The 21,024-nt window shown below is 52.8% G+C and carries 18 protein-coding genes and 2 pseudogenes; 13 read left to right on the plus strand and 7 right to left on the minus strand.

Annotated features, from left to right (window positions below):
• Positions 1–410: 410 nt before the first annotated feature.
• From AC1Z24_RS16175 to AC1Z24_RS16190, 4 genes and pseudogenes are all read left to right on the plus strand, one after another.
• On the plus strand, positions 411–1,580 hold the full coding sequence (locus tag AC1Z24_RS16175; RefSeq protein WP_483741723.1) for an MFS transporter: 1,170 nt from the start codon (positions 411–413) through the stop codon (positions 1,578–1,580).
• 124 nt (positions 1,581–1,704) lie between these two features.
• The gene (locus AC1Z24_RS16180; RefSeq protein WP_483741724.1) at positions 1,705–2,184 is read left to right on the plus strand and encodes an aminoacyl-tRNA deacylase; all 480 of its coding nucleotides are present in this window, start codon (positions 1,705–1,707) and stop codon (positions 2,182–2,184) included.
• 198 nt (positions 2,185–2,382) lie between these two features.
• Positions 2,383–2,595 (plus strand): annotated as a pseudogene (locus tag AC1Z24_RS16185) (cryptochrome/photolyase family protein); the annotation flags it as partial.
• A gap of 198 nt (positions 2,596–2,793) precedes the next feature.
• On the plus strand, positions 2,794–3,063 hold the full coding sequence (locus AC1Z24_RS16190; RefSeq protein ID WP_483741725.1) for a LysR family transcriptional regulator: 270 nt from the start codon (positions 2,794–2,796) through the stop codon (positions 3,061–3,063).
• Between the two features lie 253 nt (positions 3,064–3,316).
• On the opposite strand, the gene AC1Z24_RS16195 is transcribed toward AC1Z24_RS16190, so the two are convergent.
• The gene (locus AC1Z24_RS16195) at positions 3,317–4,231 is read right to left on the minus strand and encodes a LysR family transcriptional regulator (protein ID WP_483741726.1); all 915 of its coding nucleotides are present in this window, start codon (positions 4,229–4,231) and stop codon (positions 3,317–3,319) included.
• Between the two features lie 109 nt (positions 4,232–4,340).
• Here AC1Z24_RS16195 and AC1Z24_RS16200 point away from each other — a divergent pair, with 109 nt between their 5' ends.
• Both AC1Z24_RS16200 and AC1Z24_RS16205 read left to right on the plus strand, forming a co-directional pair.
• Complete coding sequence (locus AC1Z24_RS16200; RefSeq protein ID WP_483741727.1) at positions 4,341–4,799, plus strand: CidA/LrgA family protein; 459 nt, start codon at positions 4,341–4,343, stop codon at positions 4,797–4,799.
• Positions 4,800–4,801: 2 nt separating this feature from the next.
• Entirely contained in the window at positions 4,802–5,491 is a 690-nt protein-coding gene (locus AC1Z24_RS16205; RefSeq protein WP_483741728.1) for an LrgB family protein, read from the plus strand.
• 161 nt (positions 5,492–5,652) lie between these two features.
• On the opposite strand, the gene AC1Z24_RS16210 is transcribed toward AC1Z24_RS16205, so the two are convergent.
• Positions 5,653–7,179, minus strand: coding sequence for a CoA-acylating methylmalonate-semialdehyde dehydrogenase (locus tag AC1Z24_RS16210; protein ID WP_483741729.1), 1,527 nt, complete (start codon positions 7,177–7,179; stop codon positions 5,653–5,655).
• Between the two features lie 36 nt (positions 7,180–7,215).
• On the minus strand, positions 7,216–8,847 hold the full coding sequence (locus AC1Z24_RS16215; protein WP_483741730.1) for an MFS transporter: 1,632 nt from the start codon (positions 8,845–8,847) through the stop codon (positions 7,216–7,218).
• A gap of 426 nt (positions 8,848–9,273) precedes the next feature.
• Between AC1Z24_RS16215 and AC1Z24_RS16220 the strand changes: the two genes are divergently transcribed.
• The 7 genes and pseudogenes from AC1Z24_RS16220 (at position 9,274) to AC1Z24_RS16250 (ending at position 15,606) form a co-directional block, all read left to right on the plus strand.
• Positions 9,274–10,248 carry a quinone oxidoreductase family protein gene (locus tag AC1Z24_RS16220; RefSeq protein WP_483741731.1) on the plus strand — a complete coding sequence of 325 codons (975 nt, stop codon included), beginning with the start codon at positions 9,274–9,276 and terminating at the stop codon, positions 10,246–10,248.
• Positions 10,249–10,277: 29 nt separating this feature from the next.
• A complete protein-coding gene (locus AC1Z24_RS16225) occupies positions 10,278–11,207 on the plus strand; it encodes a LysR family transcriptional regulator (RefSeq protein ID WP_483741732.1) in 930 nt (309 codons plus the stop codon).
• Between the two features lie 27 nt (positions 11,208–11,234).
• Complete coding sequence (locus AC1Z24_RS16230) at positions 11,235–12,137, plus strand: LysR family transcriptional regulator (protein ID WP_483741733.1); 903 nt, start codon at positions 11,235–11,237, stop codon at positions 12,135–12,137.
• A gap of 170 nt (positions 12,138–12,307) precedes the next feature.
• Positions 12,308–12,592, plus strand: a complete 285-nt coding sequence (locus AC1Z24_RS16235; protein ID WP_483741734.1) for a YciI family protein — start codon at positions 12,308–12,310, stop codon at positions 12,590–12,592.
• 79 nt (positions 12,593–12,671) lie between these two features.
• The gene (locus AC1Z24_RS16240) at positions 12,672–13,592 is read left to right on the plus strand and encodes an NAD(P)-dependent oxidoreductase (protein WP_483741735.1); all 921 of its coding nucleotides are present in this window, start codon (positions 12,672–12,674) and stop codon (positions 13,590–13,592) included.
• Positions 13,593–13,865: 273 nt separating this feature from the next.
• Positions 13,866–14,231: pseudogene (locus AC1Z24_RS16245) on the plus strand (aconitase family protein); the annotation flags it as partial.
• Between the two features lie 217 nt (positions 14,232–14,448).
• The gene (locus AC1Z24_RS16250; RefSeq protein ID WP_483741736.1) at positions 14,449–15,606 is read left to right on the plus strand and encodes an iron-containing alcohol dehydrogenase; all 1,158 of its coding nucleotides are present in this window, start codon (positions 14,449–14,451) and stop codon (positions 15,604–15,606) included.
• 489 nt (positions 15,607–16,095) lie between these two features.
• Here AC1Z24_RS16250 and AC1Z24_RS16255 read toward each other — a convergent pair whose 3' ends face one another.
• From AC1Z24_RS16255 to AC1Z24_RS16270, 4 genes are all read right to left on the minus strand, one after another.
• Positions 16,096–17,409 (minus strand): MFS transporter, encoded by a 1,314-nt coding sequence (locus tag AC1Z24_RS16255; protein ID WP_483741737.1) that lies wholly within the window; start codon positions 17,407–17,409, stop codon positions 16,096–16,098.
• Positions 17,410–17,468: 59 nt separating this feature from the next.
• Entirely contained in the window at positions 17,469–18,593 is a 1,125-nt protein-coding gene (locus AC1Z24_RS16260; protein WP_483741738.1) for an alkene reductase, read from the minus strand.
• A gap of 127 nt (positions 18,594–18,720) precedes the next feature.
• Positions 18,721–20,175, minus strand: coding sequence for an aldehyde dehydrogenase family protein (locus AC1Z24_RS16265; RefSeq protein WP_483741739.1), 1,455 nt, complete (start codon positions 20,173–20,175; stop codon positions 18,721–18,723).
• 144 nt (positions 20,176–20,319) lie between these two features.
• On the minus strand, positions 20,320–20,916 hold the full coding sequence (locus tag AC1Z24_RS16270; RefSeq protein WP_483741740.1) for a TetR/AcrR family transcriptional regulator: 597 nt from the start codon (positions 20,914–20,916) through the stop codon (positions 20,320–20,322).
• Positions 20,917–21,024 lie beyond the last annotated feature (108 nt).

Below are 21,024 nucleotides of genomic sequence, written 5' to 3' on the forward strand. Positions count from 1 at the left end.
ACGCAATATAGCCTCCGAGTTCAGAGCCAAGGGCTGAGCGCGATGAAGGCAGCGTCAACCCACCCGGCCATCATCCAGCTTCATGGCATATCGTCGTGGGTTCACGGAGCTCAATGAGCAGGCTTTCGGGAGTTCTTTAGAAATGACTAGAACTTACTAGTTTCAGTATTAGTAAAGCTAAAGCTCAAAGAGATGCAATGTGCTTAAGTTGTTGTATTGCTCTTATTGAATCAGTTGGTAATACAGCTTATTGGTAATGAAAATTTTCTTGGTGTGGCTGTTTTGCCGAAGCACCAGAAATCACTTTTATTAATTCTACGAAATAAAGCCGGCGAAAAATCTACCTATCGACATTAGTTGAGCAGTGGGTTTTTGCCTTAAATAACCATGTTCATTAAAAGGTGGGCGCTATGCCACTTGCACTATTGATATTAACGTTGAGCGCATTTGCGATTGGCACGACTGAATTTGTTATTCTGGGGTTGTTGCCGGATGTAGCACGTAGCCTATCGGTGGACATTCCAACCGCAGGGTGGTTAGTCACCGGCTATGCCTTAGGTGTTGCCATAGGCGGGCCAATCATGGCTCTGCTTACAGCCTCATTGAAACGCAAACATGCGCTAATCCTATTAATGATTATCTTCATTTTTGGCAACGTGTTTTGTGCAATTGCGGCTAACTATAATTACCTCATGATCGCACGCGTGGTAACGGCGCTATGCCAAGCCTCGTTCTTTGGGATCGGTGCCGTTGTCGCATCCAGCCTCGTACCTGAAACAAAGAAGGGGCAGGCTGTCGCAATGATGTTTGCTGGACTGACTCTCGCCAACGTGTTGGGTGTACCGCTGGGTACTGCATTGGGTCAGTATACGAGTTGGCGCGTCCCGTTCTGGGCTATTGCGATACTGGGTTCAGTAACCCTTCTTGGCCTTTGGCGCATATTGCCTTCGGGTAAAGACGAAGAAAAAGTAGACTTCATCAGTGAAGTAAAAGCGCTGAAAAACGCTGGTATATGGATCGCCCTCCTGACTACTATTGTATTCGATGCGTCGATGTTCGCAATGTTTACCTATGTCGCTCCAATGCTCGAGGATGTGACGAAAATTTCGGCGCAAAATATCACCATGAGCCTGCTGTTGATCGGTGTAGGTTTGACCCTTGGAAATTACATCGGGGGACGTTTGGCTGACTGGAAGCGAGGTACTGCACTCACAGGTATTGCGCTGTCGCTTGCCTTAGTCAGCGCTGCTGTATCGCTGACGATGCCATCGGTACTTCTCGTCGAAATCAATCTGTTCCTGTGGGCGGTGGTTGCATTTGCCTCAATACCAGGTCTTCAGCTCAACGTGATGAGTTTTGGCAATGAGGCTCCCAATTTGGTCGCAACACTGAATATCGGCGCTTTCAACATCGGTAATGCGATAGGTGCATGGATTGGAGGGGTTGTAATCGCTGGCGGCTATGGTCTGCAGGCTATTCCATTGGTAGCAGCGGCGATTGCTATTTTGGCTGCCGTGGTCGTGCTGATATCCCAACGATATTCCCAAAGACAGCGGCTCTCAGCTTTTGCTGCCGCTTGATCTAGAATCTTTTGGCCGCAGTCTAAACGGTTTATTAATTATTGATTTTTAATTCTAAATTGACTGTTTCTCGCACCAGCAAGTTTATTGCTGGCGCGAGTCTTTAGTTTGGAGGTTGTTTGCTATGGATAAGAAGTCTGGAAAGACAAATGCAATACGGCAGATCGAGTCAAAAAAGCTGCAATATCAATATTATTCGTTCAAGGAGACGGTAAAAAACGCTCAGGAAATGGCAGTATTGCTTAATGAGCCCGCCAACAAGGTGTTTAAGACACTGGTCACAGCCAGTAATACGAAAAATCACTATGTGTTTATGGTGCCGAGTGATGCAGAGCTTGACTTGAAGAAGGCGGCCTTAGCCATTGGAGAAAAATCAGTCGCTATGATTTCTTCGAAGGATCTGCTTCCACTCACGGGATATATTCATGGTGGTTGTTCACCTATAGGAATGAAGAAGGAATTCAGGACTGTTATTGATTCCTCGTCACAAATCTTTACAGAAATATATTTTTCAGCCGGGCGCCCGGGCTGCCAAGTTAAAATGAAAACCACAGATTTTATTAGTGAGTTTGGCGTGGCTCAAGCTGATATTGCGAAAGGTTAAACAGTCTGTCGATAGCTCTAGCTTTTGAGATTAAATTCAATTTGCGATTTATAGAGTGTATGTTGATTCTGATATCCGGCATGTGGGGCTGATACGGTTTTATGTCACAGTTATCGACCTACGAAAAGGCAGCGCCAGATTTAAGTGCGTTAAACCCTCAACGCTGCACGGGCGGTCGCTAGTTAAACAGTAGGCATCTATAAAGTGAGCGAAAGCACGACGGATGACGCCTGTCCCTTTAACGCCCTCTATTGGCATTTTCTGATGCGTCACAGCGAGCTCTTACGCGGCAATCAACGCATGGGCATGACTTACAAAAATCTCGACCGTATGCCTGAGTCAAAGCAGCAAGCGCTCTGGCAGCGTGGTCAGGAGCTGCTTTCCAAACTGGATGCTGGTGAGTCTTTTTGATCAAACGTAATCATGCGGCGAGACCTATGGCTGCTGCGTTCGTGTTGACGCCAACATCGAATTGACCCACGTGCCGACACAAGACTCACCCACCTTCAAATCGCCACAACTCCAGCATAGGCAATGGTTCGCGAGGCATCAGACTGGGTTAGTGACATCTCGGCAATTGGGTCAATTCGGCGTCGGCGCCAACACTTCATGGAGGTGGTGCGACAGGGTGGATTCACCCAAGCCTCCAAAGTGCTCCAACTGACCCAGTCAGCAGTGAGCAAGCAGGTTGCCCAACTCGAGAAAGATGTTGGATATGCGCTGCTCGATCGTTCAGTAGGTAGATTATTACTGACTCCAGCAGGCCAGGTCGTGTATCGGGGCGGTGAGCAGATGCTCATGATCCGAGCAGGTCTGCAATCTGAATTGGATGGGCTGGAGCGTCCATGTAGAGGCGAACTATATGACGACCGCCCTTAAGCAGGCTGTGAAGCACTGTTCGGCGGGCTCCTTCAGAATACCGGTTGAGATATCCCTATGTAGAGGTTTGTCCATCCGAAGGCACGAACTAAGAGCTTGTGGGCGCACTTCAAGCAGGACACATAGAGATAAGTATCAGCTCGTATTCAGACCGACCCGCATTCAACATGTAGTCATTCTGTGATGAGCCAGTCGACGTTCTGCAGCCTTAAATTTAGAGCTCGTCCTAATTGCAGAACGTGCGCAAGGCCGATTACTTGTCCGACTTCGCCCCTGACCCCACCAAAAGGCCGCGCGCCAACTCAAGCCACGCTTTGGCGGCAAACGAGAGCTGGCCGTGTCGACGCCAAGCGAGGGAAATCTTCCAGGTAAGCGATGGTGACTGGATCTCCGCAACCGTGAAACTTTCTGCGTCGAGCGTATTGCAAAAGACTTTGGGGAGCAGGGTGACACCAACCCCGAGATTGACCAGTGAAGCCATGAAATCCCATTGACCGCTGCGTCCGCTGACCTTGGGGGTGAAGCCTGCTTCAGCACAGGCATTTGTTACTAGGTCGTTGAGTGCGAAGGAGTCTCCATAGAGGATGAATTCGCTCTCTGAAAGTTCCTTGAGATCCACGGCTACCCGCCCATGCCAGGGGGAATTCTTGGGCGCCAAGAGGCAGAGAGGAGATTCAAACAGCGGGAGCGAGTCGAACTCTGACCACAGGTCTGTCGCGCCGGAAAATTCCAGCAGTGTCCCAAGCTCCAGCACGCCATCCCGAAGGTATCCCAAGGTGGCATTGCTACCGATTTCGAAAAGCTTGAGCTCGATCTTGGGGAAGGCAGAATGGTAGGCGCCGAACACAGGAGCCAGGATGGAGTGGGTCGAAGGTGAAAGCCCCATACGCAAAACGCCTCGTTCGACCTTCTGAAGATCACTCACCTCAAGCTTCATTCGGTCGTGCGACGCCATCATTTCCCTCGCGCGTTGGTACACGATCTCACCCGCGTCTGTGACAGTGAAGCGCTTACCTTCACGTGCTAGGAGGGGTACTCCAAAGCTCTGCTCTAGCACCTGAACCATTTTGCTTACCGTTGGCTGAGTGAGGTGCAGGCGCGCGGCGGCCTTGGTGAAGCTCTTCTGATCAACAACCTCCACGTAGTAACGCAGAGCGCGAATATCCATTATTCATTCCTGGATTGCATGATTTTCATAATTTTAATTCATTTTGTCTTTGTGCGTCGTCTCGGTAGCATCTCTTTAACCATTTCAGCTACTCCCCAGGAATAAAACGATGTCTTCTGTATCCCGCTTGATCGACTCTAACTCCACAACACGTTGGGTTAGAGCTGTCGCTCAGGTGCTGCTCTTGAGTGTGATTTGGTTCGCTGCTGATCGTGGCGCGAAGATGCTAGGACTTCCGATTTCGGGTGGCATTTTCGGACTGGGTATTCTCGTTGTGCTGTTACTGACAGGTGTTATCAAGCCAGCTTGGGTAGAGGGAGGAGCAGAACTGATTCTCGCCAACATGCTCCTGTACTTCATCCCCCTGGTGGTGTCGGTGGTTCAGTACACTGACCTCTTCGAGACAGAAGGTTTGAAGTTAATGGTCGCCATCGGCCTAGGATTTTTGTCCGTTCTACTTGTCACTGCTTTTGTCGTTGAGTGGGCATGCCAGCTTATCCGGAAGCGCCATTACACCAATCTCACTGAAGCTCGAAGAAACCGCAAGCTCGTCGCAGGGCAGAAATGATCATGAAAGATTCCATGCTCTCCCTGGTTTTTCTGTTTGTCACGATTGCGGTGTTCTACGGTAACCAGGCTGTCTACAAAAAGCATCAACGCATCTGGTTGATTCCCGCGATTCCGACGTCGATCTTGCTGATCGCTCTGGTACAAGCGACGTCCTCCAGCTATCCGCTCTATTTCAAGGATACTCAGTGGCTGGTCTGGCTTCTTGGGCCGGCAACGGTAGCGTTCGCTCTACCGATTTATCAGAACCGTCGGATCGTCCGGAAATATTGGATGGCCCTGGTAGGGGGCAGCTTAGTGAGCATTGCGGTTTCGGTCGTGGTGACGCTCTTGGTTGCCCAGACTCTGAGTCTGGATGATGAGATCACACGCAGTCTGCTTTCCCGATCGGTTTCTACGCCATTTGCTTTGGAAGCGACTGCGAACCTTGGCGGTACCGCACAGCTGACCGGTGTCTTCGTGGTCATCACCGGCTTGTTCGGGATTGTCCTCGGCGAGCTGATTTTGACCTTGATACCGCTGCGTAGTCGATTGGCCAAAGGAGCCCCACTCGGCACTGCAGCGCACGGATTTGGGTTGAGCATTGCACGAGGCCTTGGTCACGAAGAGGGGGCTGTGGCGAGTCTGACGATGATTTTTAGTGGTGTTCTTATGGTAGTGCTTTCACCGATGATTGCGAGGCTGTTAGCTTGAGCGGGCGCATCTAGACTCGGTAAGTCTTCTGTACCGTGTTGCTCAGGATTTCATCGATTTGTGAGAAGAGGTGTTGCGCGGGGAGGGTGCTGGCTTGATAGTGGCCGAGGACGTCAGCACGAACGCCTGCCCAGCAAGGTGCCGGGCAGGCGCTAATGAGCTTACTTCAGTGTGATGGTGGTGTTCACACCGTCATTCACGGTTTTGTCGTCGAACCATCGGCTGGTGACGGTTTTGGTCTGGGTGTAGAACTGCACGACTTGCTTGCCGTATGGGCCCAGGTCGCCCAGTTTGGAGCCACGCGAGCCGGTGAAGCTGAAGGCAGGAACAGGTACCGGGATTGGGATGTTAATACCAACCTGGCCGACATCGATCTCGCTTTGGAACTTGCGAGCAGCAGCGCCGCTTTGAGTGAACAGACCTACGCCGTTACCGAACGGGTTGGCGTTTACCAATTCGATCGCGTCATCCAGGGTTTCAGCTTCCAGTACCACGAGCACAGGGCCGAAGATTTCCTGGGTATAGATGTCCATCTCGGTGGTGACACCCGAGAATAGGGTCGGGCCTATGAAGTTGCCGTTTTCGTAGCCAGGAACCTTGATATCGCGACCATCCATTTCCAGCTTGGCGCCTTGACGGACACCACTTTCGATCAGATCCAGGATGCGCTGCTTGGCACGCTTTGAGATTACTGGGCCGATGTCAGTACCAGGCTCGGAGCCTGCGTTCACTTTCAGCTTCAGAGCCAGTTCTTTGATGTCCGGCAGCCAGTTGCGCGCCTCACCTACAAGTACGATGACCGAGGTGGCCATGCAACGTTGGCCGGCAGCACCGAACCCAGCACCCACCAGCGCGTTCAAGGTATGCTCGCGGTTCGCATCAGGCAGCACCACCGCGTGGTTTTTAGCGCCCATCATCGACTGAACACGCTTGCCGTGCTGGCTGCCCAGGTTGTAGACGTGGGTGCCGACGTGAGTCGAACCGACGAAAGAGATCGCTTGGATGTCCGGATTGGTGCACAGAGCATCAACGACTTCTTTGCCACCGTGCACTACGTTCAGCACACCTGCAGGAATACCGGCCTCGAGCCCTAGTTCCACCAACATCATGGTGGATAGTGGATCTTGCTCAGAAGGCTTCAGAACGAACGTGTTGCCGGTGACGATAGCCATCGGGAACATCCACAGTGGGATCATGGCTGGGAAGTTGAACGGTGTGATACCGGCGCACACGCCGATCGGTTGGCGAAGGGTATAGGTGTCTACACCACCGGCAACGCTCTCCGCGAACTCGCCCATTTGCAGGGTGCCGATCGAGCAGGCGTGTTCCACCACTTCCAGGCCACGGAAGATGTCGCCTTCGGCATCTGCAATGGTCTTGCCTTGTTCAGCGCTCAGGACAGCAGCGATGCGCTTGGAGTTTTCGCGGATCAGGGCCTGTAGCTTGAGCATGATGCGCATGCGGGCGCCGAGCGGTGTCTTTTTCCAGCTTTGGAAGGCGCGCTGGGCAGAGTCAATCGCGGCCTTCACTTCTTCCTGGGTAGCCAATGGGACTTTCGCCAGCACTTCTTGCGAGGCAGGGTTAACCACATCGAGCCACTCGGTGGTTTTGGAATCGACCCAGTCACCGTTGATCAGCAATTTGACCTGAGCCACTGTGGTGTCGTTCTTGTTCAGCGAAGCATTCATGAGTGTCTCCTTGGGTTACAGACTGAAAACGAGCTTTTACTTATTGGTTTCGACGGCATCAAGGTCGACGTTCTTTGTCTCTTTGAGAGCAATGACGCCGATTACGAGGCTTACGCCGGTGATAAGTACGGGGTACCAGAGGCCGTAGTAGATATCGCCGGTGTAAACTACCAGGGCGAAGGAAATGGTCGGCAGCAGACCTCCAAACCAGCCGTTACCGATGTGGTAGGGCAGGGACATCGAGGTGTAACGGATGCGGGTTGGGAAGAGCTCGACCATCGTTGCTGCCAGTGGGCCGTAGGTCATACAGGCAATGAGGATCAAGGCTACGATGATGGCGACCACCATTGGCTTGTTCACTTGGGCCGGGTCAGCGCTGGTCGGGTAACCAGCGTCTACGGTTACCTTCTTGATAGTCTCGGCATCGAAGCCGGTCAGCACTGTGCTGCCAATGGCGATCTTGATTTCACTACCCACTGGGCCCGCGACGGACTCATATGGAATACCCATCTTGGCCAGATAGGTTCTGGTCTTGTCGCATGGGCTATCAAATTTAGCTTTGCCAACCGGGTCGAATTGGAACGTGCACGACGCGGGGTCAGCCGTTACGGTGACAGGTGAGCTGGCGCTAGCCTGCGAGATTTGTGGGTTCCCGTAGTAGCTCAGGGCTTTGAACAATGGGAAGTACAGCAGGGTGGCAAGAAGAAGGCCTACCATCAGAATCGGCTTGCGGCCAATCCGATCGGAGAGCGAGCCGAAGATGACGAAGAACGGTGCTCCGATCACGACGCTGATGATCAACAGCGTGTTGGACTGCGCCGGATCCATCTTCAAGAACTGTGTCATGAAGAACAATACGTAGAACTGCGAGGTGTAGAAGGTCACGGCTTGGCCAGCGTTGATGCCGAACAGCGCGGTGAGTACGACCTTCAGGTTCTGCCAAGAACCGAATGCGTCACGGATAGGCGAGCTGCTGGTTGTGCCTTCTTCCTTCATTTTTTTGAAGGAGGGCGACTCATGCATGCTCATACGAATCCAGGCCGAGATACCCACCATGATAAGGGACAGAAGGAACGGGATACGCCAGCCCCATTCCTCGAACTGATCACCGGTGACTTTGCGGCAGATCAGGATGACCAGAAGGGAAAGCAGCAATCCGAAGGTCGCAGTGGATTGAATCCAGCCGGTGAACATGCCGCGCTTGTCCCTTGGGGCATGCTCAGCCACGTAAGTTGCGGCGCCGCCGTACTCGCCACCTAGGGCCAGACCCTGAAGCATGCGCAGAACGACGAGGAGGATTGGAGCTGCGATCCCCCACGACGCATAGGTCGGGAGAATGCCCACCAGAAAGGTCGACAGGCCCATCAGGACGATGGTGGCCATGAAGGTATATTTCCTGCCGATCATGTCGCCCAGCCGACCAAACACCAACGCACCGAACGGTCTCACTAGGAAGCCGGCAGCGAAGGTCATCAGTGCGAAGATGAAGGCGGTGGTGTCGTTTACACCTGAGAAGAAGTGCTTGCCAATGATGGCCGCCATGGCGCCATACAGGAAGAAATCGTACCACTCGAAGATCGTGCCGAGAGAAGAGGCGAAAATCACTTTCTTGTCTTGGCGTCCTATATCGTCAGCGCCGACTGAGCGCTCTTGGGCTATCTCATTCATTTGCAGTTCCTCGGCCCAGTGGGCTCGTTTTGTTTTTGTTTTTGTTTTTGTTCTTGACTGCCGGCCAATCGAGTGGCCGCCATCGTTGGACTTATCTGAAGCAGGCGCCCCGATAACTCGGTAATTCTCGATGGTTCGTGTTGCGGACAGCGGGGGCAAAATCTCCAGTTAATTTTGGTAGTGGAGCTGAGTCTATGAGTGGCGTAGTCAGCGGCACAGAGCAGAATCTGCTCAATGGATGTGCAAAAAATGGGGAATGTCTCGCTAGTCGCCACCTACCTACTGCACAGCCGTTTCAACTGATGATGGGAAGGGAATTGAAGGAAATTGGTGCATATGGTGCAGTTCTGTAGTGCGTTGGATATGGCTTGTTGCACCAGGTGCAAGGTGCGACCTTTGGTGCAGTGCAATCACTGGAGATGAGTCATGGTTGATACAGTGCGTTTTGAAAGCTTCGGCGATGCAGAACAGCTTCACCTGGACAGCGTCCAAGTGGGTGAGCCTGCAGAAGGACAAGTGCGTCTCAAGCAGTACGCGGTGGGGGTGAACCCGTTGGATATCAGTCAACGCCGTGGTGAGGTGAAGATTCCGCTTCCCTCTGGTATTGGCCTGGAAGGCGCCGGGGTAGTCGAGGCAGTTGGCCCCAACGTCACGAATTTCAAAGTGGGTGATCGAGTGGCCTATGCCACTGGCCCGATTGGTAGCTATGCAGCCTCCAGGCTCTTTCCTGCAGAGCGCTTGGTGAAGCTGCCGGAAAACGTGAGCTTCGAAGAAGCGGCTGCTGTTCTCTTCAAAGGCATCACCGCGCAATACCTGATCAAAACCACCTACCCGGTGACCAAAGGCACCAACATACTCCTCTATGGTGCAGCCGGCGGCGTAGGCCAGATTTTGGCAGCATGGGCGAAACACTTGGGCGCCAACGTAATTGGGGTGGTCTCGAAGGAAGCGAGTATTGAAAGAGCGCGCGCTGCCGGCTGTGATCACGTCTTCATCTTCGACAGCGCCACTCTGGCAGCCAACGTCCAAGAAGCCACAGGTGGTAAAAAAGCGGATGTTGTATACGACGGGGTTGGCAAGCAAACTTTCGAGACTTCGCTGGACTGCCTAAGGGTGCGCGGCCTTATGGTTTCCTACGGCATTACAAGTGGCGTTCCGGATCCTGTAGCGGTTGGAACACTCAACGCTAAAGGCTCGTTGTACCTCACACGACCTGGCTTGGTTGCACATGTCGCAACGGCTGAGGCTTACAAAGAACGTGCAGGTGACGTAATGGACGCCCTTGCCAAAGGCATCATCAAGGCTCATGTATCTAAAACCTATCCGCTGAAGGATGCTGGCAAGGCACAGCAGGACATCGAGCATGGCCATTCCAAAGGTTCGATTGTGCTGATCCCTTAAACAGCAAATTTTCATTATTGAGGTTGTAGATGGATCCGTTCGATAGCCGTAAAGCCGATGAGCTCTCAGCAATCCTTGCGCTTGCTGACCATCAAACGTTTTCAGCGGCGGCGAAGGTTCTCGAGCGGCATCCATCCGTTTTATCCAAGCGGATCTCCGCGTTGGAAATGAGGCTGGGTGTTCGGTTGGTTGAGAGGACGACCCGGGCTGTTCGGTTCACCGACGTAGGTGCTCGTTTCGTCGAGAACATCCGCGCCGCTGCTCGGTTGATAGGCGAGGCTCAGTCTGAAGCGTTGCAGGACTCTTCGGAGATCCAAGGAACGCTCAGGTTATCCCTGCCATCAGCTATGGGCCGTATGTGGTTGAGCCCGTTGATCGCTGAATTCGCCAAGCGGCATCCTCATCTGTCTCTGGAGCTCGAGTACACCGATGATTTTGTTGATATCGTCTCGAAGGGATATGACTTGGCCATACGCATCGGTGATCTGCCGGATAGCCGGCTGATCGCGCGCAAGCTTTGCGATCAAACACGCATCCTGTGCGCTTCGCCTGAATACATCGAGCAACGCGGAGCGCCCGAGCACCCCCACGACTTAGTCAATCACCAATGCCTTTCTTATACAGGATTTAGTACCTTCCCTGATTGGCGACTCGTGTCGGAAGGCAAGGCTGTCACCATTCGGCCTAAGGGGTCGATCAAAAGCAACGACAACGAAGGCCTGCTCATCGCTGCCACTCATGGTTTGGGTATCGTGGCTGGCAGTATCTGGTTGATGGCCAGAGCGATCACCAGCGGCAAGCTGGTTCGTGTCTTACCCAAGTGGACATTCAGTACCGACTCAGGCGTTTACCTTGTTAGGCCGTCATCTGCTTACACCTCTGCGAAAGTTGATGCTTTCAAAGCCTTCATTGAGTCCCGATTTACTGTCAGGGCACCTTGGGAGGATTTGGAGGGGTAAGTGAGTACCGTGATTGAGAGTTGAGTTATGGCAAAAAAACAAAAAAATGAAAACTGGGATGACTTTCGATATTTTTTGGCCGTGGCGAGGGCTGGTACCTTGTCGGGCGCTGCCGAGAGATTAGGTACAGAGCATACAACGGTTGCACGTCATATTTCAGCCTTGGAAGAAGGCTTGAAAATAAGGCTGTTTCACAAGAGCAATTCTGGATATGAGTTAACTCCTGAAGGGGAGAGGGTACTCAATGCAGTCGAAAGCATGGAAAGCATTTTGCTCTCCTATAAAAGTGACGAGACTGATCCAGGGCAAGTTTCAGGTCTAGTCAGGATTGGTGCTCCAGATGGATTCGGGAGCGTATTCCTGGCGCCTAGAATGGCAGAGTTGACAAGGAAGTATCCCAACCTCGAGGTGGAAATCTACGCGGCAGCGCGGGTGTTTAGTCTCTCCAAGAGAGAAGCTGACATCGGCATCAGCTTGGCGAGTGCAGAACACATGCGGGTCGCCTCTCGCCGTCTGACTGACTACCGACTTCAGATCTATGCAACCCGTCAGTACCTTGACGAGTCTCCTCCGATACGAAGCCAGAAAGATCTCGAGCAGCATCCCTTCATAGGCTATGTCGAGGATCTCCTGTTCGCACCCCAGCTCAATTTCTCCAGCGGTCTGGAGGTAGAGCTTGTCTCGCGCCTTCGCAGTACGAACCTACTCACCCAGGTGCATACGGTCTTGGGAGGGAAGGTGCTGGGCATCCTTCCATCCTACATCGCAACGTCATTCCCCAACCTAATCCCCGTGCTCCCAGAAGAGGTCAGCATCAAGCGCTCCTTTTACATGCACGTCCATGAGGATCACCGGAAGGCGGCGCACATCCGCGAGGTAGCCAGGTTCATCGCGGAGCAGGTGGATGCCAACCGGGAGATCTTCCTATGAAAAATTCGCTAATGGCCAGCACCTCCATCAGTGTTTTTTTGCACGCCGGATGTGTGTTTATTACGTTGTGAAGGCGCAACCGGCGGGCGTACTGTTAATTTCATCGAGTGAAGACATTTTTAAGTGCCTAAGTTCGTATACAGATACAATTCAATAATAATAGGTGCAGCATGCTATATGTCATCTACTGCAAGGATAATCCGTCTACTCCAACTAGACGCGATGAGTTCTATGATGCGCATCGCGCTTATTTGAAAAGCGCCCCTATCAAAATCCTGATCGCAGGGCCTTACACTTCGGTGGATAGCGACAAGAAAATTGGCAGTATGCTTGTTGTTGAGGCAGAAACGCTCGACCAAGCTCTTCAGTTCCAATGCAATGATCCGTTCGCCCTGAATGATGTATGGAGCGAAGTCAGTGTTAATCCTTACCTGAAGTCGATTGATCAGCGTTAACTTGAATCTTAGTGCGCCTGACTGATCAGATGCATATTTTGATTTAGTAAAAACTACCCCGCAGCACTGGAGAATAAAAATGAAGACTATCGCTTGGATCGGCCTGGGTTTTATGGGCATCCCAATGTCCAAACATATGATGAACGCCGGTTATATAGTTAAAGGCGTGGACATTGATCCGGTTGCTCGTGAGAACGCTGCCAAGAATGGCGTTCAGATTTGCGCAAATGTTGCTGAAGCCTGCCAAGGCGTAGACGCAGTTTTCACCATGCTGCCAACTGGCACAGAAGTGAAAGAAGTGCTGGCCGGCCCTGACGGTGTCTTCGCAAGTATCAAGTCGGAAACCGTCGTAATCGACTGTTCGACCATTGGTATCGAGAACGCACGCTCCCTGCATGCTTCTGCCAAACGCGCTGGGCGGATTTTCGCTGAGGCACCTGTGTCCGGCGGTACCGAAGGTGCAATTGATGGCACCCTGACCTTCATGATCGGTTGTGAAGACCCACACGTTTCCCGCGTCAAAGAGCTTCTCTCTCCGATGGGTGAGTACGTCGCCCATGCTGGTGGCCCTGAAGCTGGCCAGGCAGCCAAAGTGGTCAACAATTTGATCATGGGTGTTTGCGTGGCTGTTAACTGTGAAGCAACTGCGTTGGCCGAGCGCCTGGGCCTCAATCTTAAAGAATTCTTCGAGATTGCGATTCGCTCCACTGCCGACAACTGGACTTTCCGAGTATGGAACCCGGGCGAGGGTGTAGTCCCAAGCTCTCCTGCCTCGAAGGGCTATAAGGCCGGTTTCAAGACTTGGCTGCTTGCCAAAGACCTTACTCTGGCCATGGACGCTGGGCGGGAAGTGGGCGCAACTATCGCTACAGCCGAAGCTGCCCATGCGATTCTGAAAAATCACATCGATAAAGGCGGCGCTGATCTGGACGCTACCTCGCTGGTGTTGACGCTCAAAGAAGAAGCCGAGAAAGCTGCGCCGCAAAAAGCGATCGCCTGACGCCGTACATCTCACATCGAATGTCCCCCTTGGCCTGGATACTCGTGCTCCAGGCCCTTTTTTGCTCTCCAAGAAGTCTGGTCATCCTGAAGGCCAGCGCCCCAGTGGGGGCTGTTGCCGTAGCCTTGCCGATCTTTTGATGCGACGCCACATCGGCGTTTCGCGCCGCAACATCGAATTCGAGTTACTGAACACCGCTCAACAAAAATAATGGAGGTAGGTATGACTGTAATTTCTGCCGGTAAGCGTTTCCGTGACGCCGTTGCTCAAGAGCATCCGCTGCAGAAAGAAGGCTTCTACGAAATATTCAAGCGCGTCGGGGCACGAACCGAAATTCCAGGCTGTTCGCTGTGTATGGGTAACCAGGCTCGAGTCGCTTCCAACTCTACAGTGGTATCGACCTCGACGCGGAACTTCCCGAATCGGCTGGGGGATGGAGCAAACGTCTACTTGGCATCGGCGGAGCTTGCATCTGTTGCTGCGATCCTCGGCAAGCTACCTAGCCTGGATGAGTACATGCATTACGCCGATGTGATCGAGAAGATGTCCGGCTACATTTACAAATACCTCAACTTCGACCAGATCGCGAGCTTCAAGATGGCGGCTGAAAGAGCGCTTATCGCTGCTGTATCCGTGTAGTCCAACAGATAAACCGAGTGACGTTGCGAAGGAACTCTTCTGTAGCTGCGTCACCTGGTTTCTGCACCACAGCCTTGAGGTGACGCATGCTCGAATACAGGTCAGTCAAAACTGCAATTTTCGACGTCGCCTACTTGGATGAATTCCATCACTAATCGCAATTGGGGGACGAACTCTCAAGGGAGAGGCGTTCCCGCATGGAAACCCCGGAGGCAACATGTCGAATCAAATAGTCCTGCCGCGCATCCTGCAAGTAGGTGCGAAGGCGAGTGAAGCCATTCCAGATGTGCTCACCAGTATCGGTTGTTCACGGCCACTGATCATCACCGACAAAATGATGGTGCAGCTTGGTTATGCGAGTCGTATTCAGGATGTGCTTGCAACCAAGGGGTTGAGCGCTGACGTTTTCGCTGACACAGTGCCTGAGCCCACGGTCGACTCGATTAGCGCCGGCGTTGAATATGCTCGGTCGGGTGACTATGACAGTATCATCGCGTTGGGAGGTGGCAGTCCTATCGACAGTGCGAAAGCCATCGGCATTCTCGCTAAGTTCGGTGGCGTGATGCGCGACTACAAATTTCCACGTCAAGTGAGTGAGCAAGGCCTGCCGATCATCGCCGTGCCAACCACCGCAGGCACGGGTTCGGAAGTAACCCGCTTCACCATCATCACCGATGAGCAGAACGATGAAAAAATGCTCTGCGTGGGCATCGGGTTTATGCCCGTGGCTGCGCTGGTCGACTACAGGCTGACACTCAGTCTGCCAGCCCGTGTCACGGCCGATACCGGCATTGACGCGTTGACCCACGCCATCGAGGCCTACGTCAGCCTGAAGGCTAACCTCTACAGTGACAGCCAGGCACTGGCTGCGATGCGTTTGATAGGCCCGAATCTGCGTCTGGCCTATCACTCAGGCCAGGACACTGCAGCGCGCGAGGCGCTGATGTTGGGGGCCACGCTGGCCGGTGTCGCGTTCTCGGCAGCCTCCGTCGCGCTAGTGCACGGGATGAGCCGCCCGATTGGGGCTTTATTCCATGTTCCTCATGGACTTTCAAACGCGATGCTGCTGCCAGGTGTGACGGCCTTTTCCATTCCGGGTGCCCCAAAGCGTTACGCCGATTGTGCCCGGGCCATGGGCGTCGCGACGGCTCAAGACAGTGACGAAAGTGCTAACACCAAATTGCTCGTCGAACTGCAGGCTCTCAATGAGGAGCTGCAAGTCCCGACACCTGAAGGTTTTGGTATCAGTCGTTCACGTTTCTTCGAACTGATGCCAACCATGGCTGAACAAGCCCAGGCATCGGGCTCTCCGGGCAACAATCCCCGCGTGCCTTCGATCGACGAAATGATCGAACTATATCGCAACCTCTGGTAACCACAACGCCACCCGCCAGCCTCATCACTTCATCGGTAACTGCCACGTACTCAACAATAAGGAACACTCGCATGAATACCGTAGGTCATCTGATTAACGGCCAGATTTTCACCGATAGGGGGTTTTGGTCTGCGTTCAACATTGTGATTCCTCCGTGGAAGAGCCCAGCTTTTGTAGGAAGGGGCTCGTGCTAACAGGCGTAAGCGAAGCGACTTATCATTTCCCTGCCAAGCTGCATCCGCCATCCGCCATCCGAGTTTGAGATGGCGGATGCACGCTTCCTCAAATTTGCGGCGCGCCACGCTCAACCATCGCTCGCCATTCTCGCACTTTCGGTCTTTCCTGCATCCTTGAATGCCAAGTCAGCAACGCTTCACATTTTTCAGACACATGTAGATTGACCAGCGAAGCGAAAATCATGCCTATATTTACAGGCGTTTGCCCTGTATCCAGCCTAGGTAGCGACTGCAATGGGTGTTTGACGACATCTCAAAGCATTGCTTCGCATGAGTAGGGCGGCATCGCCTGTTGTAGATGCGACTTCCTTTGGCGGTACGGCTGAAGAAATGGAGTGAGCGCGAGCATCAGCGCGCTCACTCCAACCATTAGCCATTGTGAAGTCTGAAAGCCGCCTGTCGTATCACGTAGGTACCCCATCAATAAAGGCCCGGCTGCCGCGAGGGTATAACTGAACAATAGGACAAAGGCATTCCAAGCGTTCGCTTCTTCTGCGCTGTCGGCGTTGTCTAGCGGTAATGTCATACCCAGCGTGAAAGCGCCGCCTATGCCAAACGCCACGATTGGAACTGACAGGAAGGGCATGGCATTGGGGGCAAGTGCGATGGCTGTTGTACCAATCAGGGCAATGGTCGACGTCACCGCTAGTACAACACGCCTGTCGTCACTACGGCTCAGTATCCCGAAGACTGGGTTGGCGATCATGAAAGCCAAGGTAAAGCTCGCCAAAATCAGCCCCGACATGCTGGGTGATCTTCCATACTCCACATACATGGGCGCTACCCAAGAGATGTAGGCGTAGAAGAGGACGTTGTTACTTGCAAAGAAAAGCGCAATAAACCATGCGGTGCGATTTCGAATTGGCATCACGTACCGGCGGCCACGATGATTAGCGGTTTCAATCGAGAAACGTTGACGATCGACGTATATCCACGCGACAACTGCAATAAGGGCAGGAATCACCCAGACACTGGCGCCTGGCCTCCAGCCGCCAGCTGTTGATACCACAGGCCCTGTGAATGCCGCAGCGATGGTGCTGCCGAGTGCCAAAGCCGTTGCGTAAATACTCATTAAAAAAGCAACTTTGGTGGGGTGGCTGGCTTTGATGAAGCCTGCCAGCAACGCACCGGCAACAGCAATACCGGCGCCGATTCCAATGGTCGCCAAAAAAAGGGTGACGACGGATCCCGCGTATGCACGCAACCCAGTCGCCACCATCAGCACCAGCAATGCCACCACGACTATGCGATCACGGCCAAACTGCCGGGCCAACCATGGTGCCGGCAAAGCCATGAGTCCCATCAGCAGCGTAGGAATCGCAGTCAGGAGAGAAGCCTGAGTGTGGGAAAGGCCGAACGTCTGAATCATGTCCGGCAACAGTGGGCCTATGGACACAATGGCAGGGCGCAATGCAAGCGCCACCAGGACGATGCATAGGATGGATATGAACAAAGATGGCCGGTTGTAGGATGGTTCTAGTGGCGTAGAGAAACGCTGTTTGCGAACATGCTCATAGGTCGTGTTTGGGGCTGGCTCGGCAAGTGGAGTTTTGATAGCGGCTAACATTTTTCGATCTCCGGGCAAGACGGAACTCGTCTTCGACGAACTCCGTCCGTGTATTTGGATCAGCTTGCGTAGGCGGGATAGTCGGTGAAGCCAGCTTCGGCTCCCCCATAAAGCGTCGCTGGATTCAGCGGATTTAGCGGCCAACCGTTGACGATCCGCGAAGGCAAATCTGGGTTGGCAATAAATGGGCGCCCAAATGCAATCAGATCAGCCAAGCCTGCCTCTACCAATCGGGCGCCGCGTTCCGCGGTATAACGACCGGCGTAAATGATGCGGCCGCTGAACGTACTACGCACTTCACGTCGAAATGCCTCTGGGAGGTCAGGGGCGTTATCCCAGTCAGCTTCGGCAATGGAAACATAGGCGACGCCTGATACTTCGAGAATTTTGATGGCCTCGATATAAGTGTGATGGGGGTCATTTTCGACCAGCCCGATATAGACACGATCCTGGTCAGTGCTCGAAAAAAGCGGAGTAAAACGTACGCCGAGGCGATGTGGCCCCACTGCTGCGCTTACAGCTTCAACAATCTCACGCAGAAACCGTAAGCGATTCTCTAGTGAGCCACCGTATTGGTCGTTACGCTGGTTTGAGTGCTCTGAGATGAACTGATTGACCAAATAGCCATTCGCTGCGTGGATCTCTACGCCGTCAAAACCTGCGTCGATGGCGTTATGAGCAGCGGTAGCATATAGCTCGACCAGTTCGTTGATCTCTTCAACAGTTAGGGCCCTGGGCACTGAAGGTGACACCAATTCACCGATCCCTTCGCCAGTCGCAATGAACGCTTTGGCATTTTTTGCAGGTACAGCAGAAGGTGCAATCGGAGCGGCGCCGTTTGGCTGCAACGCTTCATGCGATACTCGGCCCACGTGCCAGAGTTGGGCGAATATCACCCCGCCGTCGGAATGGACGACTTCAGTAACTTTGCGCCATCCGTCGATCTGAGCTTGGGTATAAATGCCCGGAGTCCACGCATATCCCTGTCCGCGTGGTTCGATCTGTGTCCCTTCACTGACCATAAACCCTGCCGAAGCCCGCTGTTTGTAATAGAGGGCCATCAAGTCCGACGCCACATCACCAGGCTGCGCGCTTCGTTGACGTGTGAGGGGCGGAAATGCGATGCGGTTTTTTAGGGTATGGCGACCAAGGTTGATCGGGGTGAACAATGCTTTATGTTGCACAGTATTTGCTCCAGAAATCCAAGATAAATAGCTCGCCACTGCGGTGCGCGGGCCTTAAAGGGCTGCAAAAAAAGGTGATACCAGGGCAAAATTAGGCGCCCCCTCACTTGAGGGGGCGCCTGCTGGTTTACTTCTTGATCAGTACGGTTTTAGGGTTGGTGAAAAGCAGGCGGCCCTCATGCCCGCCCTCTGTGCCAACACCAGATTGCTTATGCCCGCCGAATGGAATGTCCACACCCTGGGTGTGCATTTCATTGACCCAGACCATGCCCGTTTCCAAGCGATTAGCGACGGCTACTGCAGCTTTAGAATCGCGCCCCCAAACGGAGCCGCCCAGACCAAATGGGCTGTCGTTAGCGCGGTCGACGACATCGTCCACATCGTCGTAAACAATAATTGGGACGATCGGGCCGAACTGTTCTTCCTGAACGATCTTCGACTGCTCAGGCGGGTTATCCACTACGGTCACTGGGATGAAGTAGCCGGGACGGGATTCATCGATGTCCCCACCCAGAACAATTTTCTGGCCATTGGCTTTGATGTCGTCGAGGAACTCGCGAACTTTGTCGAATTGCATTTTGTTCTGCACAGGGCCGACAGTGACTGCCGGGTCTAGGCCATTGCCCATTTTTTGCTGCTTTGCGAAGTCCACGAATGCGGCCACGAACTCGTCATGATAAGAACGATGGATGTAGAGACGTTTGATACCGACACACCATTGACCCGAGTTTCCAATGGCTCCCCAGAACAATTGGGGGATGATCGATTTCCAGTCAGCGTCCGGAAGGACAATAGCTGCGTCATTACCGCCCATTTCCAGAGTCAGCCGCTTGACGGTACTTGCAGCAGATCGAATGACGTGTTTGCCGGTTTCAGTAGAGCCAGTGAAACTGATCTTCGCGATATCCGGGTGAGCAGTCATCTGTGGGCCTAGCTCGTTGCCACCCGATACAATCGATAGGACGCCGGCGGGCAGAACAGACTGAGCGATTTGGCCAAAACGTAGCGTGGTCAATGGGGTGAAAGGGGAGGGTTTGATCACCATGGTGTTGCCTGTAAGCAGCGCTGGAGCGACTTTCCACAGAGCCAGCAGCACTGGAAAGTTCCATGGAGTGATTGCGCCGACCACGCCGAGTGGGGTGTGATGTAACTCGACAATATGGCTGTCGTTTTCTTCGACGATTTCGACAGGAATGCGCCGTGCTGCAATCTGGCGAATCCAAGAGATGGACTGATCAACCTCTGGCTCCGCCATTGTTTTCAGAGGTTTTCCCTGTTCCAGCGTCAGCAGTTCAGAGAGCTCATCACGATAAAATTCGAGCGCATTGGCGTAAGCGAGCAGATACTTTTCACGCTCGTCGTAGCTCAACGCCGACCAAGTTTTAAACGCGGATTTTGCTGCAGTAACGGCTTCATCCAATTGCTCTGGTGTACCAGCGGGGGCTTTTGCCAGAACCTGACCATTGGCCGGGTTCATGACGTCAAAGCTATCTTCTGTCTGAACAAGTTTGCCAGCGATACTTAGATAGTAAGGGCCGTTAAACAGACTGGTCGTTACGGTGCTGCGAGTTGCATTACTCATTTTTTCTCTCCAGATTATAAATTGGATCATTCATTAAATATTTCAGTTTGTATATTTCATACGCTGGTTTATAAACCGAGCTTTGACGCGTGATCTGGCATTCACACAGCGTGAATAATGATCAGGATTTATGTAAAAATATGCTTAGTGTGTGCTAAGTAAAACTTTCCGTGTTATCGACATTGCATGTGAGAAGGGCTCAGCGTTATTCACGATTTTCGCCATCACGCTAGCGCCCATCCACAATGAATAGAGCTGAAGAGCAGTAGACTGCGCGCAGTGCCTGGGCGCCAAGCCATCCCATATTTGATGGCGAGAGATTGCTGATGCTAGGCATTCAATAATCTTGGACGTGCCTCTGTGCAGCGCTAGTCTCATTGGCTCAGAAAGATCAGCCACTTCCGCACCAAGCTTGACTGCCAAGCATTTACCCGAATCGGTCATTCCTGTCTGATTTTCTATCCATTGACAAAAATAGAGGTTTAGTTTTTCCATCTCGGTCAATCCTTGACGCTCGAATATAGCAGTCATTTCGTTCAAGTAAGTTTCAAAGTATCCATCTAGCAAGGCAACGCCGAAGGCATCTTTTGAGCCAAAGTAGTGATAAAAAGAACCCTTTGGTACTCGGGCAGCATGAAGCACTTCATTGAGACCAACGGCGGTGAACCCCTTCTTGCTGATCAGCAATTGCGCAACATCTAGAATATTCTTCTTTACCGTTCCAACGTGTGCAGAACCCATGATCCTCGTCTCGCATTAGACCAGTCGTCTAGGTCGTTGGAGTGAATGTTATGAGTGCCCCAGTACGATGACAATGTCGTATGCGCAATGATTTCGGACATTGAGAAA

The organism is Pseudomonas sp. JL23 (assembly GCF_056933585.1).